General features: G+C 73.2%; 17 protein-coding genes. 5 read left to right on the top strand and 12 right to left on the bottom strand.

The annotated features are described in order from the left end of the window. The first annotated feature begins 58 nt into the window (after positions 1-58). Entirely contained in the window at positions 59-442 is a 384-nt protein-coding gene (locus tag J2S44_RS10785) for a hypothetical protein (protein WP_310411484.1), read from the top strand. Between the two features lie 43 nt (positions 443-485). Here J2S44_RS10785 and J2S44_RS10790 read toward each other — a convergent pair whose 3' ends face one another. From J2S44_RS10790 to J2S44_RS10800, 3 genes are read right to left on the bottom strand one after another with little or no spacing between them, the layout of a single operon-like run. Beyond that, a complete protein-coding gene (locus J2S44_RS10790; RefSeq protein ID WP_310411487.1) occupies positions 486-1,892 on the bottom strand; it encodes a WXG100 family type VII secretion target in 1,407 nt (468 codons plus the stop codon). Between the two features lie 3 nt (positions 1,893-1,895). Beyond that, entirely contained in the window at positions 1,896-2,516 is a 621-nt protein-coding gene (locus J2S44_RS10795) for a hypothetical protein (protein WP_310411490.1), read from the bottom strand. Positions 2,517-2,567: 51 nt separating this feature from the next. Continuing rightward, positions 2,568-3,983: a S8 family serine peptidase gene (locus J2S44_RS10800; RefSeq protein WP_310411493.1), complete on the bottom strand. Its 1,416-nt coding sequence runs from the start codon at positions 3,981-3,983 to the stop codon at positions 2,568-2,570. 253 nt (positions 3,984-4,236) lie between these two features. Here J2S44_RS10800 and J2S44_RS10805 point away from each other — a divergent pair, with 253 nt between their 5' ends. Both J2S44_RS10805 and J2S44_RS10810 read left to right on the top strand, forming a co-directional pair. Beyond that, positions 4,237-5,196: an ADP-ribosylglycohydrolase family protein gene (locus J2S44_RS10805; RefSeq protein WP_310411496.1), complete on the top strand. Its 960-nt coding sequence runs from the start codon at positions 4,237-4,239 to the stop codon at positions 5,194-5,196. Next, a complete protein-coding gene (locus J2S44_RS10810; protein WP_310411499.1) occupies positions 5,193-6,437 on the top strand; it encodes a D-arabinono-1,4-lactone oxidase in 1,245 nt (414 codons plus the stop codon). The genes J2S44_RS10805 and J2S44_RS10810 overlap by 4 nt, the downstream gene beginning before the upstream one ends. A gap of 209 nt (positions 6,438-6,646) precedes the next feature. Here the strand turns inward: J2S44_RS10810 and J2S44_RS10815 are convergent, their stop codons facing one another. From J2S44_RS10815 to J2S44_RS10855, 9 genes are all read right to left on the bottom strand, one after another. Further along, the gene (locus J2S44_RS10815; protein ID WP_310411502.1) at positions 6,647-8,164 is read right to left on the bottom strand and encodes a WXG100 family type VII secretion target; all 1,518 of its coding nucleotides are present in this window, start codon (positions 8,162-8,164) and stop codon (positions 6,647-6,649) included. A gap of 4 nt (positions 8,165-8,168) precedes the next feature. Then, the gene (locus J2S44_RS10820; protein ID WP_310411505.1) at positions 8,169-8,705 is read right to left on the bottom strand and encodes a hypothetical protein; all 537 of its coding nucleotides are present in this window, start codon (positions 8,703-8,705) and stop codon (positions 8,169-8,171) included. Between the two features lie 352 nt (positions 8,706-9,057). Further along, positions 9,058-9,861 carry an ABC transporter permease gene (locus J2S44_RS10825; RefSeq protein WP_310411509.1) on the bottom strand — a complete coding sequence of 268 codons (804 nt, stop codon included), beginning with the start codon at positions 9,859-9,861 and terminating at the stop codon, positions 9,058-9,060. 2 nt (positions 9,862-9,863) lie between these two features. Continuing rightward, the gene (locus J2S44_RS10830; RefSeq protein WP_310411513.1) at positions 9,864-10,613 is read right to left on the bottom strand and encodes an ABC transporter permease; all 750 of its coding nucleotides are present in this window, start codon (positions 10,611-10,613) and stop codon (positions 9,864-9,866) included. Continuing rightward, positions 10,613-11,536, bottom strand: a complete 924-nt coding sequence (locus tag J2S44_RS10835) for an ABC transporter ATP-binding protein (protein WP_310411516.1) — start codon at positions 11,534-11,536, stop codon at positions 10,613-10,615. Before J2S44_RS10835 ends, J2S44_RS10830 begins: the two co-directional genes overlap by 1 nt. A gap of 41 nt (positions 11,537-11,577) precedes the next feature. Further along, on the bottom strand, positions 11,578-12,093 hold the full coding sequence (locus tag J2S44_RS10840; protein WP_310411519.1) for a hypothetical protein: 516 nt from the start codon (positions 12,091-12,093) through the stop codon (positions 11,578-11,580). A 3-nt stretch (positions 12,094-12,096) separates the two neighbouring features. After that, positions 12,097-13,956, bottom strand: a complete 1,860-nt coding sequence (gene dnaG, locus J2S44_RS10845) for a DNA primase (protein ID WP_310411522.1) — start codon at positions 13,954-13,956, stop codon at positions 12,097-12,099. Between the two features lie 95 nt (positions 13,957-14,051). Beyond that, on the bottom strand, positions 14,052-15,266 hold the full coding sequence (locus J2S44_RS10850; RefSeq protein WP_310411525.1) for a deoxyguanosinetriphosphate triphosphohydrolase: 1,215 nt from the start codon (positions 15,264-15,266) through the stop codon (positions 14,052-14,054). A gap of 197 nt (positions 15,267-15,463) precedes the next feature. Further along, positions 15,464-15,817: a VOC family protein gene (locus J2S44_RS10855; protein ID WP_310411528.1), complete on the bottom strand. Its 354-nt coding sequence runs from the start codon at positions 15,815-15,817 to the stop codon at positions 15,464-15,466. A 301-nt stretch (positions 15,818-16,118) separates the two neighbouring features. On the opposite strand from J2S44_RS10855, the gene J2S44_RS10860 reads away from it, so the two are divergent. Further along, a complete protein-coding gene (locus J2S44_RS10860) occupies positions 16,119-16,499 on the top strand; it encodes a hypothetical protein (RefSeq protein WP_310411531.1) in 381 nt (126 codons plus the stop codon). A 107-nt stretch (positions 16,500-16,606) separates the two neighbouring features. Next, a complete protein-coding gene (locus J2S44_RS10865; protein WP_310411534.1) occupies positions 16,607-18,124 on the top strand; it encodes a DUF4388 domain-containing protein in 1,518 nt (505 codons plus the stop codon). The last annotated feature ends 33 nt before the right edge of the window (positions 18,125-18,157 follow it).

Here is an 18,157-nt window from a genome sequence, read left to right on the forward strand (position 1 = left end):
GCCCGACCGATCCGGACCGGTGGGTCCGGGGGCAGGCGGCGCGGAGGCGCCCCAGCGAATGCTGGAGATCATGTCCGGGCTGGTCGGCGAGGTCTCCTCGGCCATGGCGTTCCTGAAGAGCCCGCTGCCGCCGGTCGCCGACGACGCCTGTGCGGCGGTCGCGGTGTGGCACGAGACCGCGACGTTCGGCGAGCCACCGGCCGAGATCACCGTCCGGTCGGCCCGGTCCCTCACCGGCGAGGTCGCGGTGGAGGAGCGGGACTGCGGCCGGCGATACGCCACCAGCCACCTGTGCCCGGTCCACGCCGCCGACTGCCCGGTGCGCTCCCACCTACTGGACGTCCCGCCGTTCCTGACGCTCTTCGGCCTGATGTTCGCCGGCCGGCTGGTGGCGCGCCGGATCGCCACCCGGATCACCGGCCATCCCCCGGCCCGCCACTGAGGAACGGCGGGGCCGTGGCCCCGCCGTTCCGCGATTCGACAGGTCAGCGCAGCACGCCCGGGGCCGCGTCGCCGCCGCCCCACACGTCCTCGTCCTCCTGGAGCCAGGTGCTGCGCTCCTCGTCGTTGCCGAACCCGGCACCGGGACCACCGCCCATGCCGGCCATCCCGGCCATGCCCGCGCGACCGGCGCCGCCCTTGCCCGCACCGCCGGTGCCCGGGGCCACGCCACCGGAGAGCATCGGCTTGCCGCCCTTGCCGGCACCGCCCTTGCCCGCACCCTTCGCGCCGGCGCCGGCACCGGCGCCCATGCCACCCATCCCGGCCATGCCCATGCCGGCCAGCGCGGCGCCGTTGACCGGCTTGCCGAGCGCGCCGCCGCCGGGGATGCCGCCGGCACCGCCCGCGCCGAGACCACCGGCCGAGCCGAGGCCGCCGCCGGCACCGAGACCGCCGGTGCCGAGGCCGCCGGAACCGAGGCCGCTCGGGCCCAGTCCGCCGGCACCGAGACCGCCGCCCGCACCGGCCAGACCGGTGCCGACCGGCTTGCTCGGGTTGAAGTCGGAGCCGGTGCCGGGCGTGTAGCCGGTACCGACCTCCGGATCGAAACCGCCGGTGCCGTCGTTGATCGGCGGCGTGTAGGGGGTGAAGCCGGTGTTCGTGTCGATCGGGCTGCCCCCGGTGGGGTCGAAGCCGCCGATGCCGGACGGCGCGCCGGCGCCCATCTTCGGAGCGCCACCGCCCATCCCACCGCCACCGGAGACGCCACCGACGCCACCACCGGGGCCGGCGCCGTCGAGCGGGATCTCAGTCAGCGGGTTCCTCGACGAGGAGCCCGCGACGGGCGTCCCGGTCGGCGTCGCGGCGGCCGTGTCGGCGACCTGGCCGTTCAACGTCTCCCAGTGCTCCCGGGCCTCGTCGCTGCCGTTGGTGAGCGCGTCCTGCACCGCGGTCCAGGCCTTCTGCGCGTACCCGGCGGTGAAGAAGTTGCCGATGTCCCGGTAGACCCCGGCCGCACCGGCGATATCGATCTTGATCGCGTTCTCGAACGAGCCGATCGGGATCGCCAGGTGCGCGTCGCGCGCCTGCATGACCTCCGGCTGCATGGCGATCGGGACCGGGATCTTCTCCTGCGCGGCGTGCAGATCGTCCGCCGCCTTGTTGAGGCTGGTGACGACGCCGCCCTGGCCGCCTCCGTTCGCCTCGTCCGCGACATGCTGGATCTTCTTCGAGATGCCTTCGATGTGCTTCTTGAAGGCCTCGTACGCGTCGCCCTTCCACACGGTGCCCAGCTCCGTGACGTTCTGGTCCAGGCTCGTCTTCACCGTGTTCAGGTTGCGCAGCACCGCCTCCCAGCCGAGCGCCGCGGTCCGGAGGTCACCGGGCCGGCCGTCGATCACGACCTGGTTGACGATGTTCTCCCAGGACTCCTCGCCCCAATTCCGTCCCATCGCCTAGCCTCCGTATTCCGAGTCGCCGGTCGGGGAGCCGCTACTGCTCGGGTACGAGGCGGGGACGGCAGCCGGGGACGCAGGGCCGCCACCGTACTTGCCCGTCTGCGTCTCCGAGGCGAAGACCTCCTCGAACGCCTGCGCGGACATCTGGTTCGCGCGCTCGGCCGTCTCGTACTGCTCCTTGACGCGCCGTAGCGACTCGGCCGCCTGGAGCAGCTCCTCCGCGATGGTCCGGACCGACTGCTCGGCGGTCCGGTAATGAGTGACGTGCCGCTGCGCGATGTCCGTCGCCGCGGGGTAGGTGCCGAACGGCGACTTCCCACCCGTCGAGGCCGGACCGGTCAGCCAACTGCCGATGTCGTCGCCCATCGCGGGCACCAGGCGGTCGCCGAGGTACCGCGCGTGCTCCTCGAGCCAGCGGATCGCACCGTCCAGGCTGTCCGCGTCCCACTCCGTGTTGAGTCCCGGGTCGCCGGAGGTGGCGTTGATCTCGGTCGGCCGGGACGACGCGTTGGCGTCGTCCGACACCCAGAACCCAGGAACCGGCGGCAGCGGCGTGCCCGGTAGCGGAGGTATGAAGACCGGAGTCACCTCCTGGCCCGACCTCTGATTCTCTGCCATCTCCTCTTCCTCCCCGTTATTCCTTTACTCGTTCCGTGCTGGACGCGCCGGTCAGCCGCCGTGCGGCGGACCGGGCGGCGGGTACTGCGGGCCCGGTGGGTACTGCGGGCCCGGCGGGTACTGCGGGCCGGGCGCCGGCGGGTACTGCTGCGGCGGGCCTTGCGGATAGCCCTGCTGCGGCGGGTAACCCGGTGCGGGCGGCGGATAGCCACCCTGTTGGGGGTACGGCCCCGGCTGGTGCGGGTACGGTCCCGGCGCACCGACCGGCACGGGCGGACCGGGCCGGCGCTTGTTACGCGACGAGGACGCGGCGATCAGCACGACCACCAGGATCACCACGAGCAGGCAGACGCCACCGGCGATCAGTGCGACCGTGTTGCCGCCGAGGCCGCCGGCGTCACCGTCCCCCGGCGCCGGTGCGGCCTCGGTGGCGCCGGTCTCGTCCTCGTCCGGCAGCAGCGGGTTGCGGTCCACCGTGGGAACGTCCTCGGTCAGTGCCGCGACCGGGTTGACGATGCCGTCGCCGTACTGCTCGTCCCATCCCTGTGAGCCCTTGTCGTCCGCGGTCCTGATCAGCCGCTCGATCACGTTCGCCGCGTCCAGCTCCGGGAACTCGGCCCGGACCATGGCCGCTACGCCGGACACGATCGCCGCGGCGGAACTGGTACCGCCGCCGAGGCCGTATCCGCTGTCCGACAGCGCGAGCGGCAGCGGGTTCACGATGTCCTGTGCCGGCGCGGCAAGAACGGCACCCCGGCCCTGCACCGACTGGGCGCCCCAGAAGGCTCCGTCGTTCGCGATCCCGGTCACGCCGATCACGCCCCGGATACGCGCCGGCGAGATGACCTTCGTGTCGCCGTCCGACCGGTTCCCGGCTGCGGCGACGATCACCACGTCCTTGCTGAGCGCGTATTCGATCGCGTCCTTCGTGACCTGCGGCGGTTCGATGTCCACGCCCCAGGACAGGTTTATGACCTTGGCGCCGTTGTCGACCGCCCAGCGGATGCCGTCCGCGCCGATCTCCTGCGCACCGTCCTTGCCCCTGGAGTACGGCAGGATCTTCACGCCCGGCGCGATCCCGGTCACCCTGTTCGGGCCGCCACCGTTACCGGCGATGACACCGGCCACACCGGTACCGTGCCCGTCGACCGTATCCGAGCGCCCGTCGGCCGCCTCACTGCCGACACCCTTACCGGGAAGCACCTTGCCCTGCAGATCCGGGTGCGAGGCGTCGACGCCGGAGTCGACGACACCGACCACGACGCCCTCGCCCGTGCTGATCCGCTGCGCCTCAGGAATCTTGAGCAGATCGAAGTACCACTTCTGCCGCTCCGCGATCGTCGGCGCCGCGCTCGCGGCGGACGGCGCCACGAACAACGCGCCGCCGCCGGCCAGCATCGCGGCCAGCGCGGCCGCCGTGAACCGGATCACCCCGCCGGTACGGCGCCGGGCTCTGGTGGGCCTCACCGCTGACTCCCCCTGTCGATTCGATGTCGACCGCGCTTCAGCGGCCGTGATGCTCCAGATGCGCTGCCGAGGATACGGCCATCCACTCGCCCGGAGGAATCTCTCCCACCCCCTCGGACCAGCACACGCACCGGCAACGACATTCACCTTCGTCGACCGACGAGCCAAATGCCGGATCAGAGGTTATTGGCGTGGACCCGCCCGCGATCGATCATCGCTGGTCAGCGCAACCCTGCCGTAGGATCACGGACCTATGAGCGCCTACCGGTCCCGGGTCCGCGGTTGTCTGCTCGGCGGCGCGGTCGGTGACGCGCTCGGCAACCCGGTCGAATTCGAGCGCGATCCCGCGGTCAGCGATCTCCAGCTGTCCCGGGACGGCCTCGCGCTGATCACCGACGACACCCAGATGACGCTGTTCACCGTCGAGGGCCTGCTCCGCTCCGCCGGCGGCGACGTGCCGAAGTCGGTCTACGAGGCCCACCTCCGCTGGTACGACACGCAGCGCCTCCCCGGCCCGCCGGAGCACGCGGACGGGCTCGCCGCGCAGCCGTTCCTCTACGCGCAGCGGGCCCCCGGCAACGCCTGCCTCGGTGGGCTCGCACTCGGCCGGATGGGCACGTTCGCACAGCCGGCGAACCCGAACTCCAAGGGCTGCGGTTCCGTCATGCGCTCCGCGCCGTTCGGCCTGTTCCCCTCGGTGAGCGCGGCCGACGCGTTCGCGCTGGCCGCGGAGTGCGCCGTGCACACGCACGGCCACCCGACCGGCTACCTGGCCGCCGGCACGTTCGCCGCGATCGTCCGCCACCTGCTGGACGGTGACGACGTCCGGACCGCCACCGAGCGCGCGATCACGCTGCTGACCGGCTACGACGCGCACGGGGAGACGCTGACCGCGCTGCGCCGGACCCTGGACACGCCGTACGCTCCGGGTAACACCGGCATCGAGCGGATCGGGCTCGGCTGGATCGCGGAGGAGGCGCTGGCCATGGCCGTCTACGCCGCGCTCGTGTTCGAGGAGCCGGGCCGCGTCCGGGACGCGCTGCTCGTCGCGGTCAACCACGCCGGTGACAGCGACTCCACCGGCGCGATCTGCGGCAACCTGCTCGGCGCCCGGCACGGCGAGGAGGCACTGCCCGCGGCCTGGGTCGCCCGCCTGGAGGGCCTGGACACGATCACCGCGACCGCCGACGACCTGGTGGAGGCCGCCGCATGACGCTCACGAACTGGGCCGGGAACGTCACGTTCGGCGCGGCCCGGCTGCACACGCCCGGCACGGTCGACGAGTTGCGCGAGGCCGTGGCCGCGAGCACCCGGCTGCGCCCGCTCGGCACCGGCCACTCGTTCAACCTGATCGCGGACACCGACGGTGACCTGGTCTCCGTGGCGTCGCTGCCGACCGCCGTGCACATCGACTCGGTGGCCGGCGAGGTGACCGCGAGCGCGGGCGTCCGCTACGGCGAGCTCGCCTCGCGCCTGCACGCGGCCGGGTACGCGCTGCACAACATGGCCTCGCTGCCGCACATCTCGGTGGCCGGCGCGGTCGCCACCGGCACGCACGGCTCCGGCGTCACCAGTCCCGGCCTCGGCGCCGCCGTCACCGGCCTGCGCCTGGTCACCGCGGACGGTGAGCTTCTCGACCTGCGCCGCGACGACCCGCGCCTGGCCGGTGCGGTGGTCAACCTCGGCGCGCTCGGCGTCGTCGTCGACGTCACGCTGCGCATCCGTCCCACGTTCGACATCGCGCAGTACGTCTACGAGCGTCTGCCCTGGTCACACCTTGCCACCGGCTGGGCGGAGATCATGAGCGCGGGCTACTCGGTCAGCCTGTTCACCGACTGGACCGGACCGGTGATCAACCAGATCTGGGTCAAGCGCGACCCGTCGGAGCCCGCGCCGCCCACGCGCTGGCACGGCGCCACGCTCGCCACCGCGCCGCTGCACCCGGTTCCCGGCATGTCCGCGGTCAACTGCACCGAGCAGGGCGGCGTCCCCGGCCCCTGGCACGAACGCCTGCCCCACTTCCGCCTCGACTTCACCCCGAGCAGCGGCGCCGAGCTGCAGACCGAGTACCTCCTGCCGGCCACGCACGCGCTCGAGGCGCTGGAGGCGGTCGACGCGATCCGGGACCGGATCGCGCCGGTCCTGCAGATCTCCGAGGTCCGCACGATCGCCGCCGACGATCTCTGGCTCAGCCCGAGTCACGGCCACGACAGCGTCGCGATCCACTTCACCTGGCACCCGGACGCCGAAGCGGTCGCCCCGGTGGTCACCGCGCTGGAGGAGCGGCTCGCGCCGTTCGGTGCCCGCCCGCACTGGGGCAAGGTCTTCTCCACCGACCCGGCCGCGCTCCGCGCGCGGTACCCCCGCTTCGACGACTTCCTCGCGCTGCGCGCCGACCTCGACCCGTCCGGCAAGCTGCTCAATCCCATGCTCAGCCGCTATTTCGATCTTTAGCTCTGCCCGCTTCCGGCGTGGGCGCGCCGGGCGTGCTCCCGCGGGCACCGGTCGGCCGCGGGGCGGCCTCCCTGCCGGTTCGTGGGTGGCCGCCAAGAACCCGACCGGCTGCCGCACGTGACGGAACGCCGGGCGTTCGCAGCAGGGTGTCTCGCCGCCGGTCGTCCCGCGCCCGGAATCGCGGACGCCCGGCGCCGGTCCGCGGTCGGTCAGCGCAGGACGCCGGGGGCCGCCGTCTCGTTGCCGCCCCAGACGTCGTCGTCCTCGGTCAGCCAGGTGGTGTGCTCCGAGTCGTCGTCGAAGCCGGCGCCCTGACCGGCGGCGCCCACACCGCCGATACCGGCCGGGCCGAGCGCGCCCGGGCGACCGCCGGCGGCGGCTCCGGCGACGTTGCCCGGCAGGGTCGGCTTACCGGCCGCGCCGGCGCCCCCGCCCCGGCCCGCGTTCCGGCCCGCGGCGGCGCCGAGCGGACCGGCGCCGAGCGCGCCGACGCCGGGAATGCCCGCCTGCGCCGGGGAGACCGGCTTGCCGAGTGCCCCGCCGCCGACCAGGGCGCCGCCCAGACCACCGGCGCCCGCCGCGGAGCCGCCGGGCGAGCCGATGCCGCCGGCGCCGAGAGCCCCGGTGCCGAGACCGCCGGCGCCCAGACCGCCCGCACCCAGACCGCCCGCACCCAGACCGCCCGCACCCAGACCGCCCGCACCCAGACCGCCCGCACCCAGACCGCCCGCACCCAGACCACCGCCCGCACCGGCCAGCCCGGTGCCGGTGGGCGGCTGCGCGCCGAGCGAGCCGGGGTTGAGCGAGCCGGTGCCGAGCGCGGCCGGGTCGAACGAGGCCGTGCCCGGCGCGACCGCGTCCGGATCGAATCCGGCGGTACCGGAGCCGAGCGCCGGCGCCGCACCGGCCGTCCCGGCCGAGGGTGCCCCGGCCGTCGCGGGGTCGAACGTGCCGGTGCCGGGTGGCGCGACGCTGCCGATCTCCGTCGGCTCGGCGCTCAGCGCCGGAGTGGCACCGGCGACGCCACCACCGCCCGACAGCGCACTGATACCACCACCGGGTCCGCTGACATCGAGAACGGGGAGTTGGGCGACGGGGTTTCTCTTGGCGTTGTCGACCGCGGTTCCACCGGGGGTGACCGCGACCTGGCCCTCGATCTCGAAGTTGACCCGGTTCCAGATCGCCCGCGCCTCGTCGGTCCGGTCGTTCAGCCAGTCGCTGAGCGCGTCGAAGGCGCCGGTGGCGGAGAGCAGCGCACCGGCACCGGTCGCCGCGACGACGCCGATCGGGCCGAGCGGCAGGCCGAGCAACCCCACCGCCGCCGTCTCGAAGACACCGTCCGGGATTCCCTGGTCCTCGTTGCGGGCCGCCGCGACCTCGTCCTCCATCCCGGCCGGGATCGGGATCTCGGCCTGTGCCGCCTCGAGCCGGGCGGCCGACTCGTTCAGCGTGCCGACGACGGTGTTCAGGCTGTTCGCCTCGTCGTAGACGGTCCGGATGTTCTCGGAGATGCTCTCGATGTGGGTTCTGAAGGCCTCGTACGCCTCGCCCTTCCAGGTGGCGCCCAGGTCCGTGACGTTCCGGTCCAGGCTGGTCTTCACGCTGTTCAGGCCGTACAGCGCGATCTCCCAGGCCGCCGCCGCGGCGCGGATGTCCGCCGGCCGTCCGTGCACGACGACCTGCGTGACCATCTGCTCCCAGGTCTGGACCCCGTACTTGTCAGGCATCGGTTCATCCCCCGTAGGACTCGACGTGGACGGCGGGCACCACGGTCGTGGAGTCCACGACCGGCAGATCGGTGGGCGGCGGCGGAACGGCCGCGGGGACGCCGGTCGGCGGCGCGGCGCGGCCGGCGCTCTCCCCCTGCTGTGCCGTGAAGATCTCCTCGAACGAGGAGGCGCTGAGCGCGTTGGCCCGCTCGGCCGTCTCGTACCGCTCCAGCACCACACGCAGCGACTGGGCCGCCTGCCACAGCGCGTCCGCGATGCCGCGGATCGACGCGTCCGCCGCCTGGTAGTGCCCGAGCTGCCGCTGCGCCATCTCGTTCGCCGTCGGGAACGTGCCGAACGGCGCGTTGCCACCCGGCGGGCCGGTCAGCCAGTCCTTGATGTCGTTCTCCATACCGGGCACCAGCGACCGGCTCAGGTAGTCGGACTGACTCTCCAGCCAGGTGATCGCGCTTTCCAGCGTGGACGCGTCGTACTCGGTCGGCACTCCCGGGTCGCCGGGGCCGGGGTCGAGCCGGCTCGGCAGCCCCGACACGGTCACGTATCGCTGCCCGTCCGGCGCCGGCGCCGGGGGAATCTCCGCCCCGGGCGGCATGTAAACAGGTACTGGTCCAGGTCCCGCCATCGTGCTCTCCCCCTCAGCCCTTCGAAGGATCCGCTGCGACCAATACGCCCGGGTCCGCCGAGCGGTTCACACTTTCGTGGACCGGCTTGCGAAACCGACGCGGAACCGGCAGGGAGGCCGCCCGCGGCCGACCGGTGCCCGCGGGAGCACCGTGAGGCGACCGCCCGGGAAGTGGGCAGATGCGCCGTTGACCGGGATCTTCCGGGGGGTGCCGCGGCGGACGGCCGGGTCTCGGGTCGCGGCCGCACGCCCGGCCGCCGGTGCGGCCCTATCGGCGCAGGCGGCGGCTCATGCGGCGGGAGGCGGCCCAGAGGCAGAGCGCGAGGAGCGTGAGCAGGTAGGCGACGTCGAGGGCCTGGAGCCAGCCGGTGCTGCCGGCGGTCAGGGCGCGGATCAGGTCGACCGCGCGGTAGAGCGGGGTGGCCTCGATCAGCCAGCGGAGCGCGGCCGGGTAGGCGGTGGCCGGGACGAACGTGCCGGAGAAGAGGAAGAGGGCGAACTGGATGGTGCCGATCAGGTCGAAGTCCTGCCAGCCGCGCATCAGCGTGGCGGTCAGCATGCCGACGGCGCCGAACGAGAAGCCGATCAGCACGGTGGCGGGCAGCGCGAGCAGGGCACGGAGCGGACTGGTGAGGTCCATGGCGATCATGACGGCGAGGAAGGACGCGGCGTAGACGGCGCCGCGGGCCATCGCCCAGCACAGCTCGCCGAACGCGATCTCCATCGGGCCGACCGGGGTGGCGAGGACGCTGTCGTACAGCTTCCAGAACTTCATCTTGCCGAAGAAGTTGAACGTGGTCTCGGTGAGCGCGCCGGTCATCGCGGACGCGGCGAGCATCGCGGGCGCCACGAACGCGGCGTAGCTGACCACCGTGCCGTCCGGCAGCGGCATGTCGCCGATCAGCGCGCCGACGCCGACGCCGATCGAGAACAGGTAGAGGAACGGCTCGATCGCACCGGAGACGAACACCAGCCAGCCGACGCTGCGCAGCGCGACGACGTTGCGGCCGGCGACGGCCAGGACGCGGCCGCCGGAGGCGGTGAGGCGGGGCAGCGCGAGCGCGGTGAGCACGGTCAGACCCCCAGCCGCCGGTGAAAACGGTGTGCGGCCAGCGCGATGCCGGCGCCGGCCCAGAGCGCCAGGTAGAGCAGGTGGCCGGTGAGCGACCAGTCGGGCGCGCGGCCGAGCGTGGCGGCCCGGCAGAGGTCGGCGGCGTGCCAGAGGGGCGTCGCGTACGCCAGCCAGCGCAGCGCGACCGGCATCGCCTCGACCGGGAAGAACACGCCGGCGAACAGCGTCATCGGGACGACCGCGAACCGCATCAGCACGCTCAGCCACACCTCGCCGGGGACGGAGACGCTGTAGGCGAAGACGGGCGCGGCGACCGCGAGCCCGAGCAGCACGCCGATCGGCAGGCAGGCCAGCGCCCACGCCGACGGCAGCGCGCCGAAGGCGACCGCGACCAGCAGGAACGCGGTGACGCCGGCGGTCACCCGGAGCAGCGCGAAGAGCAGGTGGCCGCCGAGCACCTCGACCGGGCGCAGCGGCGTGGCGGCCTGCGCGGAGTAGGTCTTCATCCACTCCATGTGGGCGAGCACCGGCCAGGTGGACTCGCCGAGCGCGATCTGCAGCGCGGTCGACGCGAGCAGGCCGGGGACCAGAAACTCCAGGTAGGGCACGCCGTCGACGCCGCCCTGCACGTAGCCGCCGACGCCGACCCCGAAGCCGAGCATGGTGAGCAGCGGGATGACGAACGAGCCGAAGACCGAGCCGCGCCAGTTGCGCGCGAACTCGGCCAGGTGGAACTCGAGAGCGGCGACCATCAGTCGACCAGGGTCCGGCCGGTGAGGTGCAGGAACACGTCCTCCAGCGAGCTGCGGCGGACCAGTGCGCCGGACGGGGTGAGCCCGCGCGCGTGCACCTCGGCGAGCGCGGCGTCGCCGTCGGCCGTGTAGAGCAGGACGCGGTCGGGCAGCTCCTCGGTGCGCTCACCGATGCCGTCCAGCTTGGCCGCGAAGCCGGACTGCGACTCGGCCGGGAAGCGCAGCTCGACGACCTCGCGGGTGGAGTATCGCTCGATCAGCGCGCGCGGCGAGCCCTCCGCGACGATCTTGCCGGCGTCCATCACCACGAGCCGGTCGCAGAGCTGCTCGGCCTCGTCCATGTAGTGCGTGGTGAGCACGAGCGTGACGCCGCGCTGCTTGAGCCGGAACAGCCGCTCCCAGACCAGGTGGCGGGCCTGCGGGTCGAGGCCGGTGGTGGGCTCGTCGAGCAGCACCAGGTCGGGCTCGTTGATCAGCGCGCGGGCGATGGTGAGGCGCCGTTTCATGCCGCCGGAGAGCGGCTCGACCTCGGCGCCGGCCCGCTCGGTGAGCTGCACGAACTCCAGCAGCTCGAGCGCGCGCCGCTTCGCCTCGCGGCGGGAGATGCCGAAGTAGCGCGCGTAGGTCGTCAGGTTCTGCAGGACGGTCAGGTCGGGGGCGAGATTGTCCAGCTGCGGGCAGACGCCGAGCCGGGCGCGGATCGCCGGGCCCTGGCGGACCGGGTCCATGCCGAGGATGCGCAGCAGGCCACCGGTCGGCGGGGACACGCACCCGATCATGCGCATGGTGGAGCTCTTGCCGGCCCCGTTGGGCCCGAGGAAGCCGAACGCCTCACCGGGCTGCACCGTGACGTCGATGCCGTCCACGGCGGTGAAGTCGCCGAAGCGCTTGACCAGCCCGGCTGCCTCGATCATCGCGGTCATGCCCCGACCCTAGACGGCGGGTCCGACAAGTTCCGCCGGATTTACCGGGGTGCGGCCGCCTCGGCGTCGCGGCGGGCGCGGGCGACCAGCTCGTCCACGGCCGGCCCGTCCACCGGGGTGCCCGGGTCGTACCGTGCGGTCCAGCGCAGACCGTCCACACCGCTGACCCGGCGGGCCGCCACCCGGACGCCGCCGCCGGGCAGCTCGTGGTGGTGGGTGATCGCGACCGACTTCGTCACCCGGACCTGCACCTGGTGCGGCACGTGACCGGGCGCGAGGAGCAACGTGGAGATCGCGGGCTCGTCGGCCACCACGGCGTAACCGTCGCGCTCCTCCGCGACCCGGCCGGCGATGACGGTGAGCTCACGGCCGGACCAGACCGCCTTGAGGATCTCGTGCCAGCCGAGCCGGTGAAAACCGGGCAGCCAGAGACCCCGGTTCGTCGCCACGACCACCCCTTCGGTGGACGTGCTCGCCCAGGTGAGGATGCGCTCGTCACGCTCGAGGACCGGGCGCTGGGCGGCCGGCGGCTGGTTCCTGCGGAAGAAGCCGAACACTCGTCACAACCCCCCGACAGCCTGCTCGCGCAGGGCACGCGCGTGCTGCTCCAGGGACAGCAGTTCCCCGAAGAGCGCGAAGTATTCGTCCTTGTTGGCGACCGGGTTGATGCGCTGCACTTTGGACTTCAGGTCGGCTATCCGGGCGGTCACGGTCGCGGACTGCAGCCGGGCCAGCGTGACCGAGACGTACTGCGGGTCGGGGTCGCGGTCGACCCGCAGCGGCTCCACGGCCAGCTCACTGACCAGCGCCTTCGCGCCGAGGTCCGCGCAGAGGTCGCGCACCTTCTCGATCCAGACCACGCCGCCGCCGGCCGCGGACGCGGTGCCACCGGCGTCCGCCACGGCACCGCGCAGCGCCACGTGCACCGGGTCGGTGAAGTGCGTGCCGTCGAGCGCGTCGAACATCGGGCCGGCCAGCACCGGCTCCTGCAGCGCGAGTTTCAGCGCCTCGCGCTCGACCTGAAGCTGCGGTGCGGACGTGGGCCGCGGGCCCGCCTTGCGACGGTTCTCGTCCGGCGCGCTGCCGCCGGCCCGGCGGACCGCGTGCTCGACCTCCGCCATCTCCATGCCCAGGTCGTCGGCGAGCTTGCGGGTGTAGCCCGGGCGCATCGACCGGTCCTTGATCTGCGCGACCAGCGGCGCGGTGGACCGCAGCGCGGCGACCCGGCCCTCGACGGTGTCCAGGTCGTACTGACGCATGATCGACCGCAGCGCGAACGCGATCATCGGCTCGCGCGCGCCCACCAGGTCGCGCACGGCCAGGTCACCGCGGTTGAGTCGCAGCTCGCACGGGTCCATGCCGTTCGGGCTGACCGCGATGAACGTCTGCGCCACGAACCGCTGGTCGTCGGAGAACGCGCGCATCGCCGCCTTCTGCCCGGCCGCGTCGCCGTCGAACGTGAAAATGATCTCGCCGCCGAGGTCGTTCGCGTCCATCAGCAGCCGGCGGAGCACCTTGATGTGGTCCTCGCCGAACGCGGTGCCGCAGGTCGCGACCGCGGTCGGCACACCGGCCAGGTGGCACGCCATCACGTCGGTGTAACCCTCGACGATGACCGCGCGGCTCTCCCGCGCTATGTCGCGTTTCGCCTGGTCGATGCCGTACAGCACGTGTGACTTCTTGTAGAGCGGCGTCTCCGGCGTGTTCAGGTACTTCGGGCCGTCATCGTCGTCGAACAGCTTCCGCGCGCCGAAGCCGATCACATCGCCGCTGATGTCCTTGATCGGCCAGAGCAGCCGCCGCCGGAACCGGTCGATCAGCGAGCCGGACCGGGCCGGGCGGGACAGGCCGGCGGTCACCAGCTCGTCCGCGGAGTAGCCCTTCTGCCGCAGGTGCCGGGTCAGCGGGTCCCAGCCCTCGGGCGCGAACCCGCAGCCGTACGCCTCCGCGTGCTCGCGCCCGAAACCGCGCTGGGCCAGGAACTCCCGGGCGGCCCGGGCACCCGGGGTGATCAGCTGCGAGCGGTAGAACTCGGCCGCGTCCGCGTGCGCCGCGACCAGCCGCTGCCGCTGGCCGGGCTGCTGCCGCGGGCCGGACGGGCGCCCGCCGGGCTGCTCCTCGTACCGCAACTGGATGCCGGCCCGGCCGGCCAGCCGCTCGACCGACTCGACGAACGTCAGGTGATCCGCGTCGATCAGGAACGTGATCGCGTCGCCGCCCTTGCCGCACCCGTGGCAGAAATACACGTTGCGGGCCGGGGAGACGGTGAACGAGGGCGTCTTCTCGTCGTGGAACGGGCACAGGCCCTTCAGATTGCCACCGCCGGCCGACTTCAGGGTGACGGTCTCGGAGATCACGTCGGCGATCGCCGTACGCTCGCGCACCAGCGCGATGTCCTCGTCCCGAATCCTGCCGGCCACCCGCGGCTCCTCCCTGAACCCCAACAAACCACCAGAGCGTTCCAAGGGTACGGCGGGAGCCGCACGCGCCGGAGGGGCCAGCCCGGGTTTCGTTCTCAGGTGAGCGCGCGGTGCCAGGACATCGCGGCCGGATCGGTGAGCGACGCCACCTGGTCGATCACCACACGCAGCCGGGCCGCGTCGTTCGGCGCGGCCCGCCAGATCGGCGCGAACACCGGGTCCAGCCCGTCCGGCGCACGCACGGCCAGCACGTGCACCAGCCGGGTGAGCACCTCACGCTGCCGTTCCTGCTGGGCGGCCGCGCCGGGGCGGCGCATCACGTACCGCAGCGCCATGCCCTTCAGCAACGCGCACCGGATCCGCACGTCCGGCGGGACGAGCAGGTCCGCGGCGTACCGGCGCAGGGTCTGTGATCCGAACGCCGCGACCGTGGCCTCGACCGGCGCCGCGACCAGCCGGCCGGTCAGCACGCTGGTCATCCGCTTGACCGCGATCTGCGCGCGGTGACTGCCGTCGTAGGCCAGCGCCGGTGCCAGCATCGGCCCGGCCAGCATCGCGGCCAGCTCCGCGCCGAGCACGTCGACCGGCTCCTCCGAGTAGACGCCGGACACGTCGGCGCAGAGCGCGGCCCGCTCGTCCGCGTCCGCGGCCAGCCGCTCGAGATCGATGTAGCCGCCGTGGATGCCGTCCTCCAGGTCGTGCACCGAGTAGGCCACGTCGTCCGCCCAGTCCATCACCTGGGCCTCCAGGCTCTGCCGCTCGCCGGCCGGCGCGTCCCGGCGCAGCCACTCGAAGACCGGCAGGTCGTCCGGGTAGACGCCCCACTTGCGCCGCACGCCGTCCCGCCGCCACGGATACTTGCAGGTGGCGTCCAGCGAGGCGCGGGTCAGGTTGAGCCCGGCGCCCTCGACCTTCGCCTCCAGCCGGGTCAGCACGCGCAGCGTCTGCGCGTTCCCCTCGAACCCGCCGCAGCCGCCCGCGACCGCGTCCAGCGCGGCCTCGCCGTTGTGCCCGAACGGCGGATGACCGAGATCGTGGGCGAGCCCGGCCACGTCCACCACGTCCGGGTCACAGCCGAGCCGCTCGCCCATCTCCCGGGCGATCTGCGCCACCTCCAGCGAGTGGGTCAGCCGGGTCCGCAGGAAGTCGTCCGACCCGGCCACGTGCACCTGCGTCTTCGACGCCAGCCGCCGGAAGCCGGCCGAGTGCAGCACCCGCGCCCGGTCCCGCTGGAACGGCGTCCGCCCGTACCCGGTGTCCTTGGCCCGCTCGTCCGCCCACCGCTCCGCGTCACCGACCTGGCCGTCCATGATCCGAGCGTAGTGCGGCCACCGGGCTTCCGGCGCGGCCGTCGCCGGGAATTCCACCGGGGTTCAACGGACGTGGACGTCGCGCGCGGCCTCGCGCACGTCCGGGTCCCCCGGATCGCGTCGAAGTCCCGCCGGACCGCTGCGGACATCCGCTCGATCATCACCGCCGATGGTCCCGGCGGCCGCAACCGATTCGCTCAGGTGCGCGGGCCGAGCACGCAGAACTCGTTGCCCTCCGGGTCGGCGAGGACGACCCAGCCGTCGACCGTGCCCTGGCCGACGTCGACGTGGCGGGCGCCCATGTCGACGAGGCGCTCGACCTCGGCCTCCTGGTTGTCGGGGCGCAGGTCGATGTGGAGGCGGTTCTTCACGGTCTTGAGCTCGGGGACCGTGACGAAGACGATGCCGGGGGCCTCGTCGGCCTTGCGGCGGATCTCCACCTCGCCCGGGCGCTCGTAGGTGATCTGGTAGCGCAGCGCCTCGGCCCACCATCGGGCCAGCCGACCCGGGTCCTCGGCGTCGACGACCACGTTCTCCCAGTCGCTGCCCATGGTGCTCCTCATCGTGCGGCCTCTGACGGCAAGGTGACGAACACGTTACGCCGGGAAGCCGGTCCCGGCATCTCCCGTTCCACCGAGCGTCATAAATCGCCCGCCATCGATGATCACTCGATGGTGTACATCGGGTCGCACACCGTCGTGGGATAGAGAAATTCCATATCCGGTAGTAGCGTGCCGGAAGCACAACGTCACTGGCCGGCCGTCGCCGGTCCCACACCATGTGCCCGAAGTGCGATCGCCGTCCGCTGGCCGGAGCGGAGGCGAGGTCACCGCTGCGGGCTGAGGAGAACGTGTGTCCGGCATCGACGACTGCCTCCGGCAGGCGATGACAGTTCCCGGCGCGATCGGCGCCGGCCTGGTCGACTACACCACCGGCTTCGCGCTGGAGTCCGTCGGTGCCGCACCCGGTGACGACCCGGACGGCACGGCCACCGGCACGGCCGGCATCGTGCACGCCGCGGTCAGCCGATCACCGTTCGCCTCGACGCGGCCCGGTGACGGCGTGGAGGACGTCATCATCACCACCGCGTGCGGCTATCACCTGATCCGCCTGCTGCGCACCGGATTCGACAGCCGGCTGGCGCTCTACCTGTGGCTGGACAAGGACCTCGGCAACCTCGCGGTCGGCCGGCGCCGGCTGCAGATGCTCGCCGAGGGCCTGGTGACGGCGTAAGGCCGCGGGCCACCGGCCCGGTGACGGTTCGACCCGCGACCGACGACGCCCGCAACGGCCATCGACGGTCGCGGCACGAGACCGAGAGATCGGTGAGGAGTTCCCACGTGAAGCCCGCCCGCGCCGTAACGGCCACCCTCCCCCGCCGGGCGCTCAGCCAGCTGGTCACCGCCGGCGCGACCGGCGCGCTGCACGTCGGCGGCCACCCCGGCGGCGTCATCCATCTGACGAAGGGGCAGGTCAGCCACGCCGAGTCCCCGGCGGCGCCGGGCGTCGGTGAACTGCTGACCGCGGCCGGCCGGATCTCGGCCCGCACGTGGGAATCCGCGGTCTCCGCCGGAAAAGACGCACACCGTGTCGGTCGCCTGCTCGTCGAACAGGGGCACCTTACGGACGGCGAACTTGAGCTGTGCGTTCTTGGGGTGATCTATGACGCGGCGTACTTCGTGCTGCAACCGGCGGCCGTGCCCGTCCGGTTCGAGGAGGACGAGCAACACTGGCTCGGTCCGGTCTGCCGGGTGGATGCCGACGTGCTGTCCAGGGAGACGACGCGCCGGCGCCGGCTCCTCGACGAGGTCTTCGAGTCGTCCACGCTGGACACGGCGCCGGTTCGGCCGGCGCCCCGGTCGCCCGTCGAGCGCGTCGTGCTGAGTGCGCTGCAGTTCGAGCTGCTGGTCGCGGCGGACGGCGAACGCACGCCGGCCACGCTGGCCCGGCTCCTCGGGCGGGCCGGTTACGTGACGCTGCAACAGGTGCGCGAGCTGGCGGCGGCCGGTTTGATCCTGACGCCGGAGTGCCCGGCGGCATCCACCGCACCGCCGGACCGGTCGGCGCCCACCGCGCCGGAGGAGCGACCGGCGGACACCGCACCGGCGGACACCGCCGTCGAGGAAGGACGGATGGCGACCATCGCAGTGGAGAGGCGGACGGTGCCGGCCGCATCGGAGGAATTGCCGGATCCGGTCATCGTGCTGGCGGAGGCCGCCATCGCGGCGGCGGAACGCGCCGCGGCCACGGGAGAGCGGGCCACCGCAGAGCGGGCCACCGCGAAACCGGCCACCGCACGGCTGTCCACCGCGAAGCAGGCCGCCGTGCGGCAGACCGGCGCGAAGCTGGACCCCATGGATCAGACCACCGCGGAACTGGGCACCCGGGACCCGGCGGCCACGAAGCGGGACCGCCGGAGACCGGCCACGAAGGCGCCGGCCACAGAGGACACCGTGGCGCTTCCACCGATCTCCCCGGCCTCGACACCCGCAAACTCCGCCGTTCTCGCGAACGTCGCGGCATCTGCCGACCTCGCGGCCCCTGCCGACCTCGCGGCCCCTGCCGACCCCGTGGAACCTGCCGACCCCGTGGAACCTGCCGACCTCGGGAACCTCGCCGATCCGGAGAAGCCTGCCAGGACCGCCCGGCGCGCGACCGGTGGCCGGCGGCGCGCCGGTGGGCGTGCCGCCGCCGTGATCCCCGCGGAGAGCCTGCCCCGCCGCAGCCCCGGCGAGCAGATGCCGAGCGGCGCCGGTGACGTGGAGACCGTGCCGGACGGCGGTGGCCTGCTGCGCGCCGACGCGCCGGACGAGGCGCTGCTCACCCGCATCCGCAGCGCGCTGAAGGCACTGCGGTGAGCGCGCCGCCGGTCCGCGCGCCCCCGGCCGTCG

Origin of the sequence: Catenuloplanes niger (genome assembly GCF_031458255.1) — a bacterium.
Classification (GTDB): domain Bacteria; phylum Actinomycetota; class Actinomycetes; order Mycobacteriales; family Micromonosporaceae; genus Catenuloplanes; species Catenuloplanes niger.